This window comes from Bacillus cereus group sp. MYBK222-1, assembly GCF_051916425.1.
GTDB lineage: Bacteria > Bacillota > Bacilli > Bacillales > Bacillaceae_G > Bacillus_A > Bacillus_A paranthracis.
In genome coordinates, this window is sequence record NZ_JBQAGP010000001.1 from 1204463 (window position 1) to 1221492 (window position 17030).

The window sequence follows — 17030 nt, forward strand, 5'->3', positions numbered from 1 at the left end:
TAATCTTAATCTTCTTTCTGATAAGCAGCTTCTACACATTCTGCTAGACGTTCCATTTGTTCCATAGTTAAACCTCGTGAAATCCAGCCTGTTAACTTATACATAATTTTATGGTAAAAATTACTAGGTTCATATTCTGAAATTAATGTTAGTGCTGTACCCTCCTCATCTTCTTCTAACATATAAGTCATTGCCGAATAACCTTGCTTCATTTCACTGCCAAGTGAAATAATATAGGGTGCATCGTATTCAAGAATTTCTACTTCTGCCTCCAATATTTTCTTACCGACTTTTTGAACAGTAATATATTTATCTCCTACACGTGGATTTTCTTTATCCATATTTGAAGGATAGCGATTTTCTATTATAAACGTATTCCATTCTTTTATTTTTTCATCTTCTATTATGTAGTCACATACAACATCCATTGGTGCTTTTATTACTATTTCTATTGCAAAACTCATTATACTGCCCCTCTCAAATACCCTATCCATTTCTATTTTAACTCAATCATTATGCCATATTTTATATAGTGAAATACAAGTAGAATTTTAACTTTTTATTGTGAGGGGGGTTCAATAAATAATCATTTTTTATTAATTTAAAAACTTATTCATACAAAATATTTTATTAAAGATACAACAATTAAAAACAAAGCCACAAGTAATAAAGCTATCCCTATACTTCTATTTTCTTTTTCGTTATTTTTTAAATTTTGCACCCCTAAGCTAACTAACATAAAACCTAAAAGCGTTTGTAAAATTAGCATACTCAGTTCCGAAATATTATTCCAACTATAAATGGAATACCCCATTATAATAATTGCAAGTAAAACCGTTACGATCCTATTCATACGAAAATCCCTCCTATTAAAAAAGAAACCGCTAAGTTTCCTTAGCGGTTTTATTAACAATTTATATTTATAAAAAGTGCTTTTTATGAATTTGATATAAGTGAAAAGAATTTCCTGATCAATATAACTTCGCACGTTAGCCCACTTTTTCTTTATCCAGTCTACTCACAATTCCAAAAATAAATTTATATTCAATCCTCCTCTTCTTTACCTTTTTAAACCCTTCTTTCGTATCAAAAATTAAACACGTTTTTCGAAACCACACTCGTACATATAAAGACTCAAAATAAATAGGTTTTATAATTCCTCGTTCTTCAAATTCAGTTCCATCTTTATTTTCAGTTTCTGTTCGAACGAACCACGTATTCCCAATACCAATTTCAATATATTTCACCTAAGTCCTCCTTCCGGAAATTAATTTCTAACTATTCTATTATTTCCCCGGTAAGCGCACATTCCGACAGAACATGAGCCCACAAAGAAAAAGTAGATTACAAAAATCTACTTTATAACTTATATTTTTGCATTCGTTTATAAAATGTACTTCGAGGTACATCTAAAAGTTTTGCAGCTAATGAAACATTTCCATTTGTCTTTTCTAACGCTTCAATCATGCTATCACGCTGTATTTTTTCACGGAAATTTAATGTGTTCTCTGTTTTATTTTCTTCTTGCAATGCAAGTTGATGTTGATTTCCCATCATTGTTTGTAATAAAAAAGAGATTTGTTTTTCACATATTTCTCGTCCTTGCGACAAAATGTAGATGCGTTCTAATACATTTAATAATTCTCGAATATTTCCGGGCCATGTATGCTGATAAAATTGATTACAAATACTTTTTGGAAATACAACATTCCAATTCTTTCGTTTGCAAAAATGTTTTATGAAGTATGGAATATCCTCTTTTCTTTCTATTAACGATGGGACATATAGTGGATAAACATGTAAGCGATAATATAAATCTTGACGGAATTTCCCTTCTTCTACTAATCGCAATAGATCTTTATGTGTCGCAGTAATAATACGAATATTTACTGGTATCTCTTTTGAACTGCCAATTGGGTTTACTGTTCGTTCTTGTAAAACACGCAATAATGCTACTTGCATCTCTGGTGGCACTTCACCAATTTCATCTAAAAATATTGTTCCTCCGTCTGCTTGTTCGAATTTCCCTTTATATCCTTGGCGCCGTGCACCTGTAAACGCTCCTTCAGCATAACCGAACAATTCACTTTCCATTAATTCTTTCGGTAATGAACCGCAGTTAACAGCTATAAAAGGACCATTTTTTCTTGGACTATTTTCATGAATCGCTCTCGCTACATATTCTTTTCCTACACCTGTTTCACCACAAACATATACACTTGCGTCAGTTGGTGATACAAGCTTAATTTCTTCTAAAGTATGTTGAAATGCACTGCTTGTCCCAATTACTCCAGGAAAAGTGATGCCATTTATAAATGGGGACGTTGAAAATGATTTTACTTGTTTATTTCCCTTTACATAAATACATTTCCCAATCATTCTATTATTACTGTATACTGGAACTTCTAATTTAGTTTTCAATCCATAGTGCATTAAATCTTCAAGTTTCATCCGTGACCAATTACATACTCGTTCCCGAACCCTCTTGCTTGCAGAAACGATAACATCACGATGATTACAAATTACAACTTGTTCATCACTATCAATTACATCTAAAAAACGATGGATTAACTGCAGTTCATTTTGATGTACTCGAATACTACATTCACGTTCAATCGCATGTGCAATCGAAGTTACCATACCGAGCATATATGGATGCGAAAACTCAATCGGACAAGAGAAATCTAGAACGCCTATTAATTTCCCATCATCATTATGAATAGGAGCGGCCGCACAGCTCCAGCTATGAGATGCGACAGAATAATGCTCTGTACCACTTATCATAATAGCCTCTTCAATCTCAAGCGCTGTTCCTATCGCATTTGTACCAACAGCCGCTTCCGTCCATTTCACACCTTCAATGAAATTAATCTGTTTCGCTCGTTGCAACGTTTGTTTATTTCCACTTAACGATAGAACGTAACCGTCTGGATCGATTAATAATGCCATCATTTGCAGTTCATCAATGGTTTTTCTCATATTTTGTATTTGAGGTATTGCGATATCTAGGAAGATTTCACTCTTTTTCTTTTGGTCTTGAAAAATATTAGAAGACAAAATTTTCTGACCTTTATTCATATGAGGATTCACATTTGCTTGTTTACATCGATACCATGACTCTGAAATTCTTTCGTTTATACGGTTCGAATCAAGGACACCTTCATCAACAAACTTTTTCCATGTATGTAAGTAAAACGGTGAAGCTAGCATTGTATCATCTCCCTATTCATTATTTTGGAGATTTGTAAAAACATACTTTTATTATAAAACTGAATAAAAGCGTTTTCAACAAAACTAGAAAGACGACACAAATATGTTAATAATTTGAATATCTTAATGCACTTCTTTATTCTTTTTTAGTAGCACTATATTTTGTATAATGGAAGCAAAGAAAATACATAACCAAAACCACTTTTGTGGATTTCCATTTATAAAGAAAACACTCACGGCTATTGCAAATAAAATTGTGGATGCTACACTAAAATATAATTTTGTTTTCATTCCCATTATCCCTCACCTCTCTATCACTTTACAGTACACACTAACTCTTCATTTTTCATCTCTACTATGTACTCCTGTAAAACATATTCTCTTCCGCCATGTTTTTCATACCATTCATGTATTCTTCTAGCATGTTTCTCGTCATTTCTAATCTTTGATTCTATTTCTTTATACTGTTCATAACTATCATATTCCCATATGGCAAACACTTCGGTCGTACCATTCTTATTATCTTTCATCCAGCGTCCTATTAGCCTAGAGCCATGCTTTAACTGATTAGGTAAGTTCGTATGATTGAAATGATCATTAAAAATTTTAATAAATTCATTTTTTACTATATAGTACTTTCTTCTATAAAACATACATTTTCACCTCTTTAATGAACAGACTCAAATACACCTTCCCATTACAACCGTATTATAATACTTCCCATCCGACAGCCTTTTATCATTTTTTAAAATACCTTCTACTTCAAAACCTAATTTTTTATATAGCTGAATGGCTTTTTCATTTGTTTCTAATACTTGTAATAATATCTTTTTAATCTCATTTTCATCAGCCCAATGAATAGATTGTTGCAATAGACTCTTACCCATTCCATATCCCCAAAACTCTTTTAAAATACAAACGCCAAATTCTACTTTATGAGATAACCTCTTCAGATTTGAACCTTCGCACCTTGAAAATCCAACGATTCGGTTGTGCACTTCTGCAACTAAAAACAGATTCTTACTCTCTTCACTATCTGTTTTTATTATGTTTTGAAACCCTATCTTATCTATAAATCCCTCTCCAGCTTCTCTATCCATATTTTCAGTTTCTCTATCGATCTGAACTCTAATTTCCGACAACTGTTCCGCATCTGTTTCAGCTGCAGAACGAACTGTATAAACTAATCCATTTATGTGAAACTCTTGCCCTTTTATAATCATTTCAAACTCCTTTTAAATGCAGTCTATTGATGCTATTACAATTTCTTTACCTTGTTTCTCAAATTCTTGAATTGTTTCTTTACTAGCCTCCGAATCTGTTATTATAATGTCAATTTCAATCAGTGACTCTCCTTTTATAAAGTAGTCTATTCCAAGTTTATTGTGAGGAGCTAAACAAATATTTCTTCTAGCAATCTTACTTACTGTTTTACTAAAAAAAGCAACTTCAGGCGTTGCAGTACTTATACCATTCAATGAAATGCCACCACCTGTAGAGAAATACAGATCAATAGAGAGTCTACTTATCAATTCTGAGGCAAGTGTATCTGTCATATTTCCTGATGGTTTCACCTTTCCACCAATTAAGTACGTATCAATGTTCTTATATTCCCGTAACGTACTAGCAATTTCTAAAGCATTCGTAACAACTGTAAATGATGTTTCAGGTAAATATTTTAACATGGCATAATGAATAGAAGCTCCACCAATAAAAACGGAATCTCCTTCTTGTATATAAGAAGCTGCGATTTTTGCAATTGCGTCTTCATATACAGAACCATTACTATAACGTTTCAATGGCTTGGTAGCTAAATTCCGTACTCTAGCAAGTTCAATTGCTCCTCCATGTGTTCTTTTTAACAAGCCATCCTTCTCCATAATAGACAAATCTCTTCTTATAGAATCGATAGACATATCGAAACTTTCCGCAAGATCCTTTGCAATTACCCTTCCATTTTTCTTAAGTAACTCTAAAATTTTCTCTCTACGCTCTTCAGTAAACATGTGTCCACCTCTGTTATTGAAGATTCTGAAATCTTATCCTTATTTTAATTATATGCATGTCTCTTCCGCTTTACAATATTTTCACTTCTTATTCACTCCGTTTTATTCAGCTTTTTCCCTCTTTCTATTCCATTAACTTGACAACAAAATAAATGTACATTTGCATATTCCGCAAATATACTTCCATTTCCTTTCCTATTCATGTAAAATTATGCCTATGTTTTACTTTTTAACACAGAAAGGAATTATTATGAAATCTATAATGAAAGTAACTTGTACAGCATTATTATTTACAGGGATAATGGCAGGATGTAGTGGAAATGCTACACCAAAACAAGAAAAAAGCGCTCTAGCAAAAAATGCAATGCACTATGGGGAAATCTTTAAAAACGAATACTATAGAGCAACTGTTGAAAATGCTAAATTTGAAAAAATAGACAAAGAGTGGCGTCTCACAGCTCGCGTTACTATAAATAATGCTCGTGTTGACGGACAAACGATAGATCTTTCAGAAATAAAATATTTCATAAAAGATGAAAAAACGGGTAAAAAATACAAAGGTGAAGTTATACAAAATGAAAATGCTAAAAAGGTTCCATCTGAGTTTTCTTTAACTACCGACATTGTATTTAATATGAAAGATTCTCCAAAAGATTTAAATAATATGTATTTATACATAGATAGCAAAGCTGCGCCATTAACAGATACATATTGGAAACTTGAAAATTTAGCAATTAAATAAAAAACAGTCAAATACGACTGTTTTTTTGTTTGTAAAGTAATCAAGTTTACTAGTAATCTATCTCCAGCAATACATCTTTTGCACAAATCGTTACTTCTTCAGCTTCCCTCCTAAAACATTTTAACATCCAACAAAAGTGATATATCTATTTATTATATCATTCTAATAACTATTTTTTCTAAAGAAAAAATGCAAAACTGTAAATATTCCATCTTTTATTTCTAAAACTTCAGAATATTTACAATAGTTGATAATTAGAATACATTTTACTAGTACAAAGATTCACCTGTACAAAAATCTAAACTAAAAGGGATGGTTATATGTTGAAGAAATTAGTAGCAGGTACATTAGTAGCGGGATTTGCATTAACTGGAGGACTAGGAGTAGCAAGTGCTGAAGAAAAAGGTAACACAATTAAGTCTTTTGATTATTTAAAAGTGGATGAACAGAATGTTAATTCTCTTACAAAATTAAGTGATCAAGATAAGAAAGACATCCAAATTACTATGGTATTACCAGAGCAAAATGAAAATGGAGATTGGCTAGCTTATGGTTTTACTAGCCGTGAAACATTAGATGCTTATATTGAAAAGGATAAAAAAGTACTTAAAAATAAAATTAATCCTTTAGGTAGCGGTGCTGGTAGTACTGATTTTTATGAACATAAAGATAAAGGTGGCCAATATATTTACTGGAGCAGCGGCTTTAAAAACTTACCATCTAGCTGGAACGACAGAATTTCCTCTGTAAGTACAGCATCACCTTCAGCAAGTTATTCAACGACACTTTGGGAGCATACTTCAACACAAGGCTATGGAAAAGGTGTTGTATTCAAACATGCGGATTGGTACGGTAAAACTGCTAATTTAGCTGCTGATTGGAACGATATTACTTCAGCGATTGACGTAAAAAAATAATAGGATATTCAATTTCTCCCGTAAAAATTCAAACCACTATTCTCTTATTCATTTAGAGAATAGTGGTTTATTATAATTCCATTTAAGCGTGTACAGCATGTCCTACCGCTTGCAATAAAGCTTCATGAATCGCTTCAGATAAAGTTGGATGCGCTGCAATATAATCTCTCATAATATCGGCAGTAACTTCCGTATGAATCATTACAGTTCCTTGACCAATTAGTTCTGTTGCACGAGGACCAATAATAGAAATTCCAACAATTTCTTGATATTTAGGTTCCACAATAACTTTTACTTTCCCCGTTTGTTCTCCAATAATAAGCGCTTTTCCATTTGCTGTAAAAGGAAATTCTCCAATTTGTATGTCACCGTACTGCTCTCTTGCATCTTTTTCTGTTAAACCGACACTAGCAATTTCTGGAGCGGTATAAATACAGCGAGGTACAGCATGGTAGTTTACTTTTACATCTTCTCCACTCGCGTGTAATGCTGCCGTCGTTCCTTCATGGAATGCAACGTGAGCAAGCTGGATTCCACCAATCACATCTCCTGCTGCATAAATATGTGATACATTGGTTTGCATATGTTCATTCACAGAAATTCCTTTATTTGAATATTGAATGCCTGCTTTTTCTAAATCTAATTGTTGTACACGTGGTTTTCGGCCGACAGAAACGAGAACAAATTCTGGATTAACTTCTTGGATACTTCCTTCATATTCAAATGAAGCCTTCTTCTTATAATTATTTAATCCTTTTAAAGCTGCTCCTGTAAATATTTCTACACCATCATTTTCTAGTTTCCCTCTTAAAATGTGTGCGATATCTTCATCTTCACCTGGTAATAATTGCGGTGCCATTTCAACAATCGTAACTTTTGTTCCAAGACGACTATAAATACTTGCAAACTCGCATCCTATTACCCCACCGCCAACGATTAATAATGATTTTGGTATATAATCTATGGACATTACATGGCTACTATTTAAAATCCACTTTCCGTCAAATGGAGCAAAGGGTAATGCAGTCGGTTCTGAACCTGCCGCTATAATGAACTGTTCTCCATCTACTACATCTTCTTTATCACCGTATATAACCCGCACACGATGATCCGTTTCAAAGTTCGCTTTACCTTGTATAACTTTTATTTTATTTTTCTTCATTAAATATTGAATTCCTTGAACGAGCTGCGTTACAATTTGTGATTTCCTCGCCTGCATTTGCTTCCAATCAATTGATATACTTCCATTATTGAGTGTAACTCCATAATGATTCGCTTTTCTTACAATGTCATGCACTTCTGCACTTTCTAACAATGATTTTGTAGGCATGCACCCAACATTTAAACAAGTCCCGCCAAGATCAGCTTCATCAATAAGAGTGACATCTTTTCCATTTTGAGCTGCGGTAATTGCCGCTACATAGCCAGCAGGTCCGCCACCAATAACGACTAGTTTACTCATTCTCTCACCTTCTCTTTATAAAAGAATTGTTACAGGTTCTTCTAAATAACGTTTAATTGTGCGTAAAAATGCAGCTGCTGGTACACCATCTAATACACGATGATCGAATGTTAAACTTAAAGGTAACATACTGCCTTTTTTTATTTTCTTCCCTTTATATACTGGAACATGTTCAATTGCACCTACACCTAAAATACCAGTTTCAGGTGTATTTAATACTGGCGTAAAATATTCAATACCGAAGCTACCTAAATTACTAATTGTAAAGGTTGTCCCTTGCATATCATCACTACTTAAACTACCTTCTCTTGCTTTTTGTGCAACGTTTTTAATTTGTTTAGATAACTCTACTAAAGATAGATTATTAGCAAAGCGAATAGCTGGAACGACTAATCCTTTTTCTAATGCGACTGCCATGCCTAAATGAACATGTTCGAATTGATGAATTGTATCATCCATATAAGCGCTGTTCATTTCTTTATGCTCTCCAAGCGCTAATACAACAGCACGAGAAACGAAATCCGTAATAGTTAGTTTGTTATCGTATCGTTTTTGTACAACTGAAGCTATTTCTTTATGTAAAGCAACTAAATCTGTAACATCTACTTTCATCGTTAATGTTAATTGTGCACTATTTTGTAAACTTGCATGCATACGGTTTGCGATTGCTTTCCGCATACCAGTAACAGGAATTACTTTACTTTCTTCTTGTTCAAGTACTTCTGGAATTGTTACTCTTTCTTCAATCGCTTTTAATACGTCTACTTTTGTAATCCTTCCGCCAGGGCCTGTACCAACTAATGCTTTGATATCTAGATTTTCAGACTTTGCAATTTTCTTCGCTACAGGTGAAATTTTGATTCTTTTCTTCGCCACTTCTTTCGCATATGGTTCTGGATGTTGGACCTTTTTAGGCTCTAGATTAGGTGCTTTTTCTTCTACAACATTTATACTTTCATTGATTTCTACTTTTTCGTTCAGCTTACCGATATAGCAAATGACAGTGCCAGGTGGAACTCCCTCATCTTCACTTACAGCTATATCAAGAACAGTTCCATCAGCTGGTGCTTCTATTTCAGTTTCGATTTTTTCCGAATTAATACTAGCAATTAGTTCACCTTTTGAGACATGATCGCCTGCTTTAATATTCCAGCTTGTAATAATACCTTCTTTCATCGCCATACCTAACTTCGGCATTACAACTTCTACAGCCATGCTTCTCTCTCCCTTCTCATCATTTTATTACACATGTAATAAAGTTTGGTCTCCGATCATTTCTGATACAGTTTCAATTACTTTTTCCGGCGTTGGTAAATATAACTTTTCAAGTGGTGGCGAGAACGGAACTGGTGTATGTGGTGCTGTAATTCGTTTAATAGGCGCATCTAACAAATCGAATCCTTTATCTGCTACAATTGCCGCAATATCCGTTGCGATACTACATCTTGGATTTGCTTCATCAATAACAATAAGGCGATTTGTTTTTTCAACTGATGCTAAAATCGTATCTTCATCCAGTGGTGATAAAGAACGTGGATCAATTACTTCTACTTCAAGTCCTTTTTTCGATAATTGCTCAGCAGCCGCAAGTGCTGTATGAACTTGTTTTCCAATTGCGACGATTGTTACGTCAGAACCTTCCCGTTTAATATCCGCTTTTCCTAATGGAATTGTGTAATAACCTTCTGGCACTTCACCCTTCATATTGTAGAGTGTTTTATCTTCAAAGAAGATTACCGGATCATCATCTTCAATTGCCGCTAATAGTAAGCCTTTTGCGTCATATGGAGTAGAAGGAACGACAACTTTTATACCTGGAATGCTCGTAAATAACGCATACAAACTTTGTGAATGTTGTGCAGCTGCGCTAAAACCTGCACCATGCATCGTACGTACTGTAACTGGCACTTTCGCTTTACCCCCGAACATATAGCGGAACTTTGCACCTTGGTTTAATACTTGATCAAGACAACTACCGATAAAATCATTAAACATTAATTCAGCAATCGGACGTAGTCCTGTTGCCGCAGCTGCCATTGCTGCTCCCATGTAACCCGCTTCTGAAATTGGTGTATCTAAAATACGATTTCGGCCAAATTCTTGTACAAGGCCTTTCGTAACACCAAGAACACCGCCCCATGCTTCATCATCTTGCAAGTGATCAACTTGTGCACCACCTGCAACGTCTTCTCCTATTAAAATTACATTTTCATCACGGCGCATCGATATTTTCATCGCTTCATTAATTGCGGTTGACATACTTACTGTTCTAGTCATTATTTTTCACCCTCCTCTTATTTGTAAGAAACGTATACATCTTTTAATAACTCTTCATCCTCTGGATATGGACTATTTTCACTAAATTCAATTGATTTTTGAACCGCTTCATCTACTGCCTTTTCCATATCTACAAGCTCAGATTCAGTTAATAAAGCTTCATGAATTAAATGCTTACGGAAATTCACAATCGCATCTTTTTCATTTAAATGTTCTTCTTTTTCTTCTGAAGTTTTATACGTTTGTGCTTCACCTTCGAAATGACCGTAATTACGATATGTCATACATTCAATTATTGTTGGACCACCGCCATTACGCGCACGTTCTACTGCTTCCTCAGCAGCTTTATATACAGCTAGCAGATCTTTTCCATCTACTTGAACACCTGGAATATTGTAAGCTTTTGCACGATCCGCAATAGAATCACAACTTGAAGCATATTCAAATGTCGTTGCTTCACCGTAACCGTTATTTTCAGCGATAAAAATAACTGGTAACTTCCAAATCGCCGCTAAGTTAACCCCTTCATGAAACGTACCTTCATTATTTGCTCCATCACCGAAGAAACAAACACTTACATCTTTCGTTCCTTTATATTTAGCTGTTAATGCCGAACCGCAAGCAAGCGGGAAACCACCACCTACAATGCCATTTGCACCAAGCATTCCTTTATCTAAATCAGCAATATGCATGGATCCGCCTTTACCTTTACATAATCCTGTCGCTTTCCCGAAAAGTTCAGCCATCATACCGTTTAAATCACAACCTTTTGCGATACAGTGTCCATGTCCTCTATGCGTACTTGTAATACTGTCACTATCCGTTAAGTGGGCACATACACCAACTGCTACCGCTTCTTCCCCAGCGTATAAATGGACGAAACCTGGCAGAACGCCTTGCGCGAATAATTCATGCACCTTATCTTCAAACTTACGAATCTCTAACATTTTTTCGTACATCCAGCGAGCTTGTTCTTTCGTAATTCCATTCCCTTTACTTTCAGTTGTTTTTAACATGTTCAGCCCTCCTATTTTCTTGTTCATCTTTTATATTGCAAGTACCGTGCCAATTTCAAATCCTTGATTTAATAGGTTTTCTCTCTATGTTGAAAATAAAAAAGTGGACAAAATGAGACATTAGTCTCGTTTTGTCTACTTTTGTTCACCTAATTTGAAAATTATTATCTTATTCACCATCAAAACTCTTCTGTAATTTTCGGATGTAAATAATTTGACCGATATGATATGCATTATGAGTAGTTACATTGGCTAGCACTTCCCACCACTTTGCAGAAACAGGAAATCCTACTACATCGCTTTCAACCCTTTCTTCATTTATGAGATTTTGCCATAGTAACAGTTTCTCTAGTAGTTTTTCTCGTAATTCATCGAAAGTTTGATTATTTGAAAGCATAAAACTTTTGTTATTATCTCCAATAGCGGGCACAGCATTCACATTCGATTCTTTATATCTAGTTTGCCACGTAGAATTCCAATACAATAAATGTTGTACAATTTCAGCTATACTGTTACTCTCTTCATTCGGTTTCCAGAAAGCTTCCCTCTCAGATAAACCCTTAACTGCATCTGAAAACGGAATATACCAACTAGGATCGTTCGCATTCGCTAATAACTGATCTGCTAATACATCCTTCACATGGGCCATTATTCTTCCCTCATTTCATAAACGTATTCATACTCACTTCTCTATATACGCTGAGTCCGTATAATTTCCTCTTTTAAAAATCTCATAGAATATAGAATTAACGGGTAATGCTCTCAAAACGAATGTAAGAATAATAGATTTTCTTATCATAACTCGTTATGATAAAAGAAAAAGAAAGCTGGCAGAAAATGAACAAAAAAGTCGCAATTATTACAGGATCCTCAAGTGGATTTGGACTATTAACTACACTCGAACTCGCAAAAAAAGATTATTTAGTTATCGCTACAATGAGAAACCTTGAAAAACAAGCGAACTTACTATCTCAAGCTACTCAACTAAACTTGCTGCACAACATAACAGTCCAACAATTAGATATAACCGATCAAAACTCTATACATACCTTTCAATTATTTTTAAAAGAAATAAACAGAGTAGACCTCCTTATTAATAATGCAGGATATGCTAATGGTGGCTTTGTAGAAGAAATTCCAGTAGAGGAATATCGCAAACAATTTGAAACGAATCTTTTTGGTGCTATATCGATTACTCAGCTTGTTTTACCATATATGAGAGAACAACAAAGTGGGAAAATTATTAATATAAGTAGCATTAGTGGTCAAGTTGGATTCCCTGGTCTATCTCCTTACGTTTCTTCAAAACATGCATTAGAAGGATGGAGTGAATCCCTTCGTTTAGAAGTAAAACCTTTTGGAATAGATGTTGTTTTAGTGGAACCTGGTTCTTATAACACGAATATATGGGAAGTTGGTAAACAACTAGCTACAAACCAATCTGATACTACTTCTCCTTACAAAGAATATATGGATAAAATACAAAAACATATTAATAGCGGCAGTGATACATTTGGTAATCCGATAGATGTTGCTAATAAAATTGTAGAAATTGCTGAGTCTAAGCGTACGAATTTACGTTATCCAATCGGTAAAGGTGTAAAATTTATGATCTTTGCAAAGAAAATTCTTCCTTGGAGATTGTGGGAATATCTTGTTTTGAGAAGCTTTAAGAAAATGTAATTACCTTTATTGAAAAACATTTTGAAAGAGGTGCTAATTAAATGTTAGGTTTACCCTGTGGTAAAGTGTTTTTAGTTCCGTGGACTGAAGAGTGGGCAATTGAATTTATAAAGGAGAAACAATTCATTGAGGAACAAATTGGCGAACATATTTTAGCGATACACCATATTGGCAGTACTGCTATTACGCATTTAAGTGCAAAGCCAATTATTGATATTGCAATCGAACTAGAAGATTATAAAGACGCTTTAAAATGTATTCAAAAGTTAGAACTATTAAATTATAAATATAGAAAGGATGTATTACCCGAAAGATATTATTTTAATAAAGGTGAACCAAGAACTCATCAAATTCATATGTATGAACAAAGGAATAAACATTTAATAGAACAATTACAATTTCGAGATTACTTAATAGACAATAAGACTGCTCGTATACAGTATGAACAGTTGAAGATTCAACTTTCACAAGCTAATCCTAATGATAAACATCAATATGCAGAGGATAAAACAAATTTCATTAAATCCGTATTAGCGAAATTAAATGGTTAAATTGAATAAGAAACCATTTAGCAGTAAATGGTTTCTTATTTATTAGTTATCTCATTATTTATAATCAAATTTTTAATTATACAGCAGGTGGAACGAAATAAAATAGTATCGAGAGCATCAATATAAAAGAAACCCTTCCCGTTATCGAAAGTATATATTCTTTTGATTTTCTATCATATTTCCATTCCATCCATGCTCTTAAAGTCCATGATATCCCTAAATAAGTGAACATGACATAAGCCATTTTAGCGTTTTCAAATTTAAACATATAATAACAACTACTTATTACATAAATAATAATAAGACCTATTTCTAATTTTACATGTAAACTATTCACATGCTTATATCCAAAGAAGCCTCTTTTCTCCATATTTAATTTTCTTCTTAAAAACTGTTCTAAAAAGTAACCACCTATACCCAGTCCAATAATAATAATTAAAATTGTAGAGGTATCCATTGTTATCCCTCCAATTACTTTATATATTTTTAGAAACAAAGTGGACTATATTATGGTTATTCTCTTCTAAATAACTTACAATTCCTTCAGGATATGTTGGCTTCTCCTTTAATTCCTCTATGCTCTTCCATATTAATATAATATTCTCATGTTCTTTATGCCTTATTTCATTTGTAACCATCTCTTGAACAGTTCCCCAATATATCAATGTACAATGATGTCCTTTTTCGTTGTTCCACTCGAAAATATGCTCATTTACAACAGCTAGCTCTTGGACATCAATTTTCAAATCGTATTCTTCCATTAATTCTCGTATTATCGCTTCTTTTGCTGGTTCACCAAATTCAATAGAGCCTCCTGGAAAACGATAAAATGATTCATTTTCATCGCATTGAACGAGCACTTTTGAGTTATCTCCATTATAAATAATAACTTCTACACGTAATACAGATCTATTCATTATTTTCCTCCTTTAATTCTTTAATTGAAAATTTATTAAAGAAAGAAGTATATAATTAATCCAGTTATTATTAGCGCTGTAACTGCAAATAATGAAATCAAGAACTCGCGCGATTCCTTATCATATTTCCACTCCATATATGATTGAAATCCATATAACGTGATAAAAAACAAAAGAGGTACATACCCCATAAATATACGGTTTGGAAACAAAGCACTTATCGCAATAACAACTATATAAGAGAAAATAATAATTCTATTCCCCCATTTATGTGTTTTATTCACATATTGATTATCCCATCCCTTTTGTTTCGGGATGTTTAATCTTCTTCTTGCTATTTTTTCAAAAACGAATATACATAGTACCCATAAAATTAATAGCGTTATTTTGGTAATTGACAGAAAACCCTCTCCTTTTATTTTCTTACTTTTATTTTCTCTGGCTGATCACTCGGATAAGTAGCTTTTCCTTTATTATCAATGTCCCAACTAATAATTGTCGCACTATCGCGTCCGAATTGATGATGAACGTGCTCTAATACATGATGAACACTTTCTTCAAGTTTTATATTATTTCTATTCATATCACTATACAGATTTACAGGAGTTTCATACCGACGTTCCCCGCATTCTAATACTCCATCTGTCACCATTACAATTCGATTCTTTCCATTACGTAATTCACGAATGCCTGTTGAATAACAAGGAACAGGTAAATCAAAAGTATTTACGTTACCAATCCATTCGTAAAAATGACGTTGATTTAGTGCGTATTGTCCTAATTTGTGTAATTCATCATGAAATACATACACTAAACAGTCTCCGATAGATAACCACCATATATAGTTTTCTTTTCTTACACATAGTAAGCAAGCTGTTTCACCTTTAATTCTTTTGCACTTTTCCTTAAATGAAGAAGATTGTAAGATTGTAAGAATATGATTTTCAATAGATCGAAATACTGTATCAATCGATTCATTCATCATTTCTTTTATATTTTCATATTCTTTTTGAATTGTATTTACTACTAAATCAACACTTTCTGCACTATTATGTCCATCTAATATAGCTGCAAATTCCCAATCACCATTTGACCAAACTAACGCACCATCTTCGTTCTTTTTTGCTCCAGCACTTATATTCCCACCATATGTACCGAGCACGATGTCACCATATTGTTTTACTGAAACTTCGTCTAAACACATTTCACTACTTCCAACCCATGAATGTTGTCTATTATTTGTTGTATGCATATTCACTCACCATATACTTTCGTAATCTTTCGCATAGTTTTTTGATTTTTCCTGCGTCACCATAAGGCGCACCGTTCCATTTCGCTACTTCAGTCGGTGACCAAAACTCTTTTGGTGTATTTTCATAACGCGGTATGATGTGCATATGCATATGTGGTACACCATTTCCTGAAACAAAAGTGTAAATATGTTCCGCACCTTCACTTGCTTTTAGCGCTTTACTTACTCTACTTGTTATAAGTCCGAACGCTTTCGCTCCTTCATCTGTTAGCTCAGCAAGACCAGGTACATATCTTTTTATATCTATCATTACATAACCAAGATACGTTTCTTCGCTATCCCAGTGGACATGTCCAACGTAAACGAGTTCATCTTCGTAAATAGCTCCACCTGGAACTGCAATATTTCCTTTATGGTTTTCACAAATGAAGCAGTTTTGTTCTTCTTGATTATTTGTTGGCATATCCATTACCATCCTTTTTATATATAATATCATAAAAAAAGGAAAAATAGGATTTATATTCCGAAAATTCATTCTTTTAACACGACAATTTTGAATTGAATTTACACCTCATTTTTTCTTCAAAACCACAACTCCAATTACAATCCCAATCACAATTCCGATTACTAAATTATTTGTAAAATAACCTTGGACTACACCGATTACAACCCCTATACCGACGCCTATCGCCAAGGCATCATTGCTTTTTTTCTTTTTAGACAAAATAGCATCTCCTCTCATAATTTCTTCCAAAATACTATCTATTTACATGAAGTCACTGTCTCCTAATATATTCGCTATTCCACTTAATAATTTCCAAAAAATGTACTTTATTACTTATACTTTTCCACCACATAATCCTCTTCTTAAGAAGAGATTTTCAAGTCGCTGTTAAACAAACATATCGTTATTCATCGAAGAATTAAATCAATGAAATAAAAAAACAAGTTTTTGCGTCAGCTGACGGTTCTGTTATCGTTCGAATATAATCTATTC

The 17030-nt window shown here is 33.7% G+C and carries 22 protein-coding genes; 4 read left to right on the forward strand and 18 right to left on the reverse strand.

Annotated elements, in window-relative coordinates; translation table 11 throughout:
• Window positions 1-5 precede the first annotated feature (5 nt).
• The 7 genes from ACTFR9_RS06155 to ACTFR9_RS06185 form a co-directional block, all read right to left on the reverse strand.
• Complete coding sequence (locus tag ACTFR9_RS06155; RefSeq protein ID WP_076855509.1) at window positions 6-464, reverse strand: SRPBCC family protein; 459 nt, start codon at window positions 462-464, stop codon at window positions 6-8.
• Window positions 465-613: 149 nt separating this feature from the next.
• A complete protein-coding gene (locus ACTFR9_RS06160; protein ID WP_142242790.1) occupies window positions 614-853 on the reverse strand; it encodes a DUF3953 domain-containing protein in 240 nt (79 codons plus the stop codon).
• A gap of 136 nt (window positions 854-989) precedes the next feature.
• Window positions 990-1247 (reverse strand): DUF3977 family protein, encoded by a 258-nt coding sequence (locus ACTFR9_RS06165; RefSeq protein WP_000873857.1) that lies wholly within the window; start codon window positions 1245-1247, stop codon window positions 990-992.
• A 112-nt stretch (window positions 1248-1359) separates the two neighbouring features.
• Entirely contained in the window at window positions 1360-3210 is a 1851-nt protein-coding gene (locus ACTFR9_RS06170; RefSeq protein WP_076855507.1) for a sigma-54-dependent Fis family transcriptional regulator, read from the reverse strand.
• Window positions 3211-3524: 314 nt separating this feature from the next.
• Window positions 3525-3863: an NIPSNAP family protein gene (locus ACTFR9_RS06175; RefSeq protein ID WP_000499967.1), complete on the reverse strand. Its 339-nt coding sequence runs from the start codon at window positions 3861-3863 to the stop codon at window positions 3525-3527.
• 27 nt (window positions 3864-3890) lie between these two features.
• Complete coding sequence (locus tag ACTFR9_RS06180) at window positions 3891-4433, reverse strand: GNAT family N-acetyltransferase (RefSeq protein ID WP_229136315.1); 543 nt, start codon at window positions 4431-4433, stop codon at window positions 3891-3893.
• Window positions 4434-4445: 12 nt separating this feature from the next.
• Window positions 4446-5216, reverse strand: coding sequence for a DeoR/GlpR family DNA-binding transcription regulator (locus ACTFR9_RS06185; RefSeq protein ID WP_073541725.1), 771 nt, complete (start codon window positions 5214-5216; stop codon window positions 4446-4448).
• A gap of 250 nt (window positions 5217-5466) precedes the next feature.
• Here ACTFR9_RS06185 and ACTFR9_RS06190 point away from each other — a divergent pair, with 250 nt between their 5' ends.
• Window positions 5467-5958 (forward strand): hypothetical protein, encoded by a 492-nt coding sequence (locus tag ACTFR9_RS06190; protein WP_000836188.1) that lies wholly within the window; start codon window positions 5467-5469, stop codon window positions 5956-5958.
• A gap of 320 nt (window positions 5959-6278) precedes the next feature.
• Entirely contained in the window at window positions 6279-6875 is a 597-nt protein-coding gene (locus tag ACTFR9_RS06195) for a hypothetical protein (RefSeq protein ID WP_000914447.1), read from the forward strand.
• 82 nt (window positions 6876-6957) lie between these two features.
• Here ACTFR9_RS06195 and lpdA read toward each other — a convergent pair whose 3' ends face one another.
• From lpdA to ACTFR9_RS06220, 5 genes are all read right to left on the reverse strand, one after another.
• Complete coding sequence (lpdA, locus tag ACTFR9_RS06200) at window positions 6958-8337, reverse strand: dihydrolipoyl dehydrogenase (protein ID WP_000041196.1); 1380 nt, start codon at window positions 8335-8337, stop codon at window positions 6958-6960.
• A 15-nt stretch (window positions 8338-8352) separates the two neighbouring features.
• Complete coding sequence (locus tag ACTFR9_RS06205) at window positions 8353-9552, reverse strand: dihydrolipoamide acetyltransferase family protein (RefSeq protein ID WP_000257750.1); 1200 nt, start codon at window positions 9550-9552, stop codon at window positions 8353-8355.
• Window positions 9553-9579: 27 nt separating this feature from the next.
• Entirely contained in the window at window positions 9580-10614 is a 1035-nt protein-coding gene (gene acoB, locus ACTFR9_RS06210) for an acetoin:2,6-dichlorophenolindophenol oxidoreductase subunit beta (protein WP_000198894.1), read from the reverse strand.
• Between the two features lie 17 nt (window positions 10615-10631).
• Window positions 10632-11630: an acetoin:2,6-dichlorophenolindophenol oxidoreductase subunit alpha gene (acoA, locus tag ACTFR9_RS06215; protein WP_000921306.1), complete on the reverse strand. Its 999-nt coding sequence runs from the start codon at window positions 11628-11630 to the stop codon at window positions 10632-10634.
• A 169-nt stretch (window positions 11631-11799) separates the two neighbouring features.
• Entirely contained in the window at window positions 11800-12279 is a 480-nt protein-coding gene (locus tag ACTFR9_RS06220) for a DinB family protein (RefSeq protein ID WP_000951610.1), read from the reverse strand.
• Between the two features lie 188 nt (window positions 12280-12467).
• On the opposite strand from ACTFR9_RS06220, the gene ACTFR9_RS06225 reads away from it, so the two are divergent.
• On the forward strand, window positions 12468-13313 hold the full coding sequence (locus tag ACTFR9_RS06225; RefSeq protein WP_212566750.1) for an oxidoreductase: 846 nt from the start codon (window positions 12468-12470) through the stop codon (window positions 13311-13313).
• Between the two features lie 41 nt (window positions 13314-13354).
• The gene (locus tag ACTFR9_RS06230) at window positions 13355-13864 is read left to right on the forward strand and encodes a GrpB family protein (protein WP_073535898.1); all 510 of its coding nucleotides are present in this window, start codon (window positions 13355-13357) and stop codon (window positions 13862-13864) included.
• Window positions 13865-13940: 76 nt separating this feature from the next.
• Here ACTFR9_RS06230 and ACTFR9_RS06235 read toward each other — a convergent pair whose 3' ends face one another.
• The 6 genes from ACTFR9_RS06235 to ACTFR9_RS06260 all read right to left on the reverse strand — a co-directional run bounded on the left by ACTFR9_RS06235 (window position 13941) and on the right by ACTFR9_RS06260 (window position 16775).
• A complete protein-coding gene (locus ACTFR9_RS06235) occupies window positions 13941-14321 on the reverse strand; it encodes a DUF4181 domain-containing protein (protein WP_229136314.1) in 381 nt (126 codons plus the stop codon).
• Window positions 14322-14340: 19 nt separating this feature from the next.
• Complete coding sequence (locus ACTFR9_RS06240) at window positions 14341-14781, reverse strand: NUDIX domain-containing protein (RefSeq protein WP_001082139.1); 441 nt, start codon at window positions 14779-14781, stop codon at window positions 14341-14343.
• A gap of 35 nt (window positions 14782-14816) precedes the next feature.
• Entirely contained in the window at window positions 14817-15155 is a 339-nt protein-coding gene (locus tag ACTFR9_RS06245; RefSeq protein WP_163258297.1) for a DUF4181 domain-containing protein, read from the reverse strand.
• A 41-nt stretch (window positions 15156-15196) separates the two neighbouring features.
• On the reverse strand, window positions 15197-16033 hold the full coding sequence (locus ACTFR9_RS06250) for a PP2C family serine/threonine-protein phosphatase (protein ID WP_229136313.1): 837 nt from the start codon (window positions 16031-16033) through the stop codon (window positions 15197-15199).
• The gene (locus ACTFR9_RS06255) at window positions 16017-16502 is read right to left on the reverse strand and encodes an HIT family protein (protein ID WP_229136312.1); all 486 of its coding nucleotides are present in this window, start codon (window positions 16500-16502) and stop codon (window positions 16017-16019) included. The genes ACTFR9_RS06250 and ACTFR9_RS06255 overlap by 17 nt, the downstream gene beginning before the upstream one ends.
• A gap of 102 nt (window positions 16503-16604) precedes the next feature.
• Window positions 16605-16775, reverse strand: coding sequence for a hypothetical protein (locus ACTFR9_RS06260; protein ID WP_001992228.1), 171 nt, complete (start codon window positions 16773-16775; stop codon window positions 16605-16607).
• Window positions 16776-17030 lie beyond the last annotated feature (255 nt).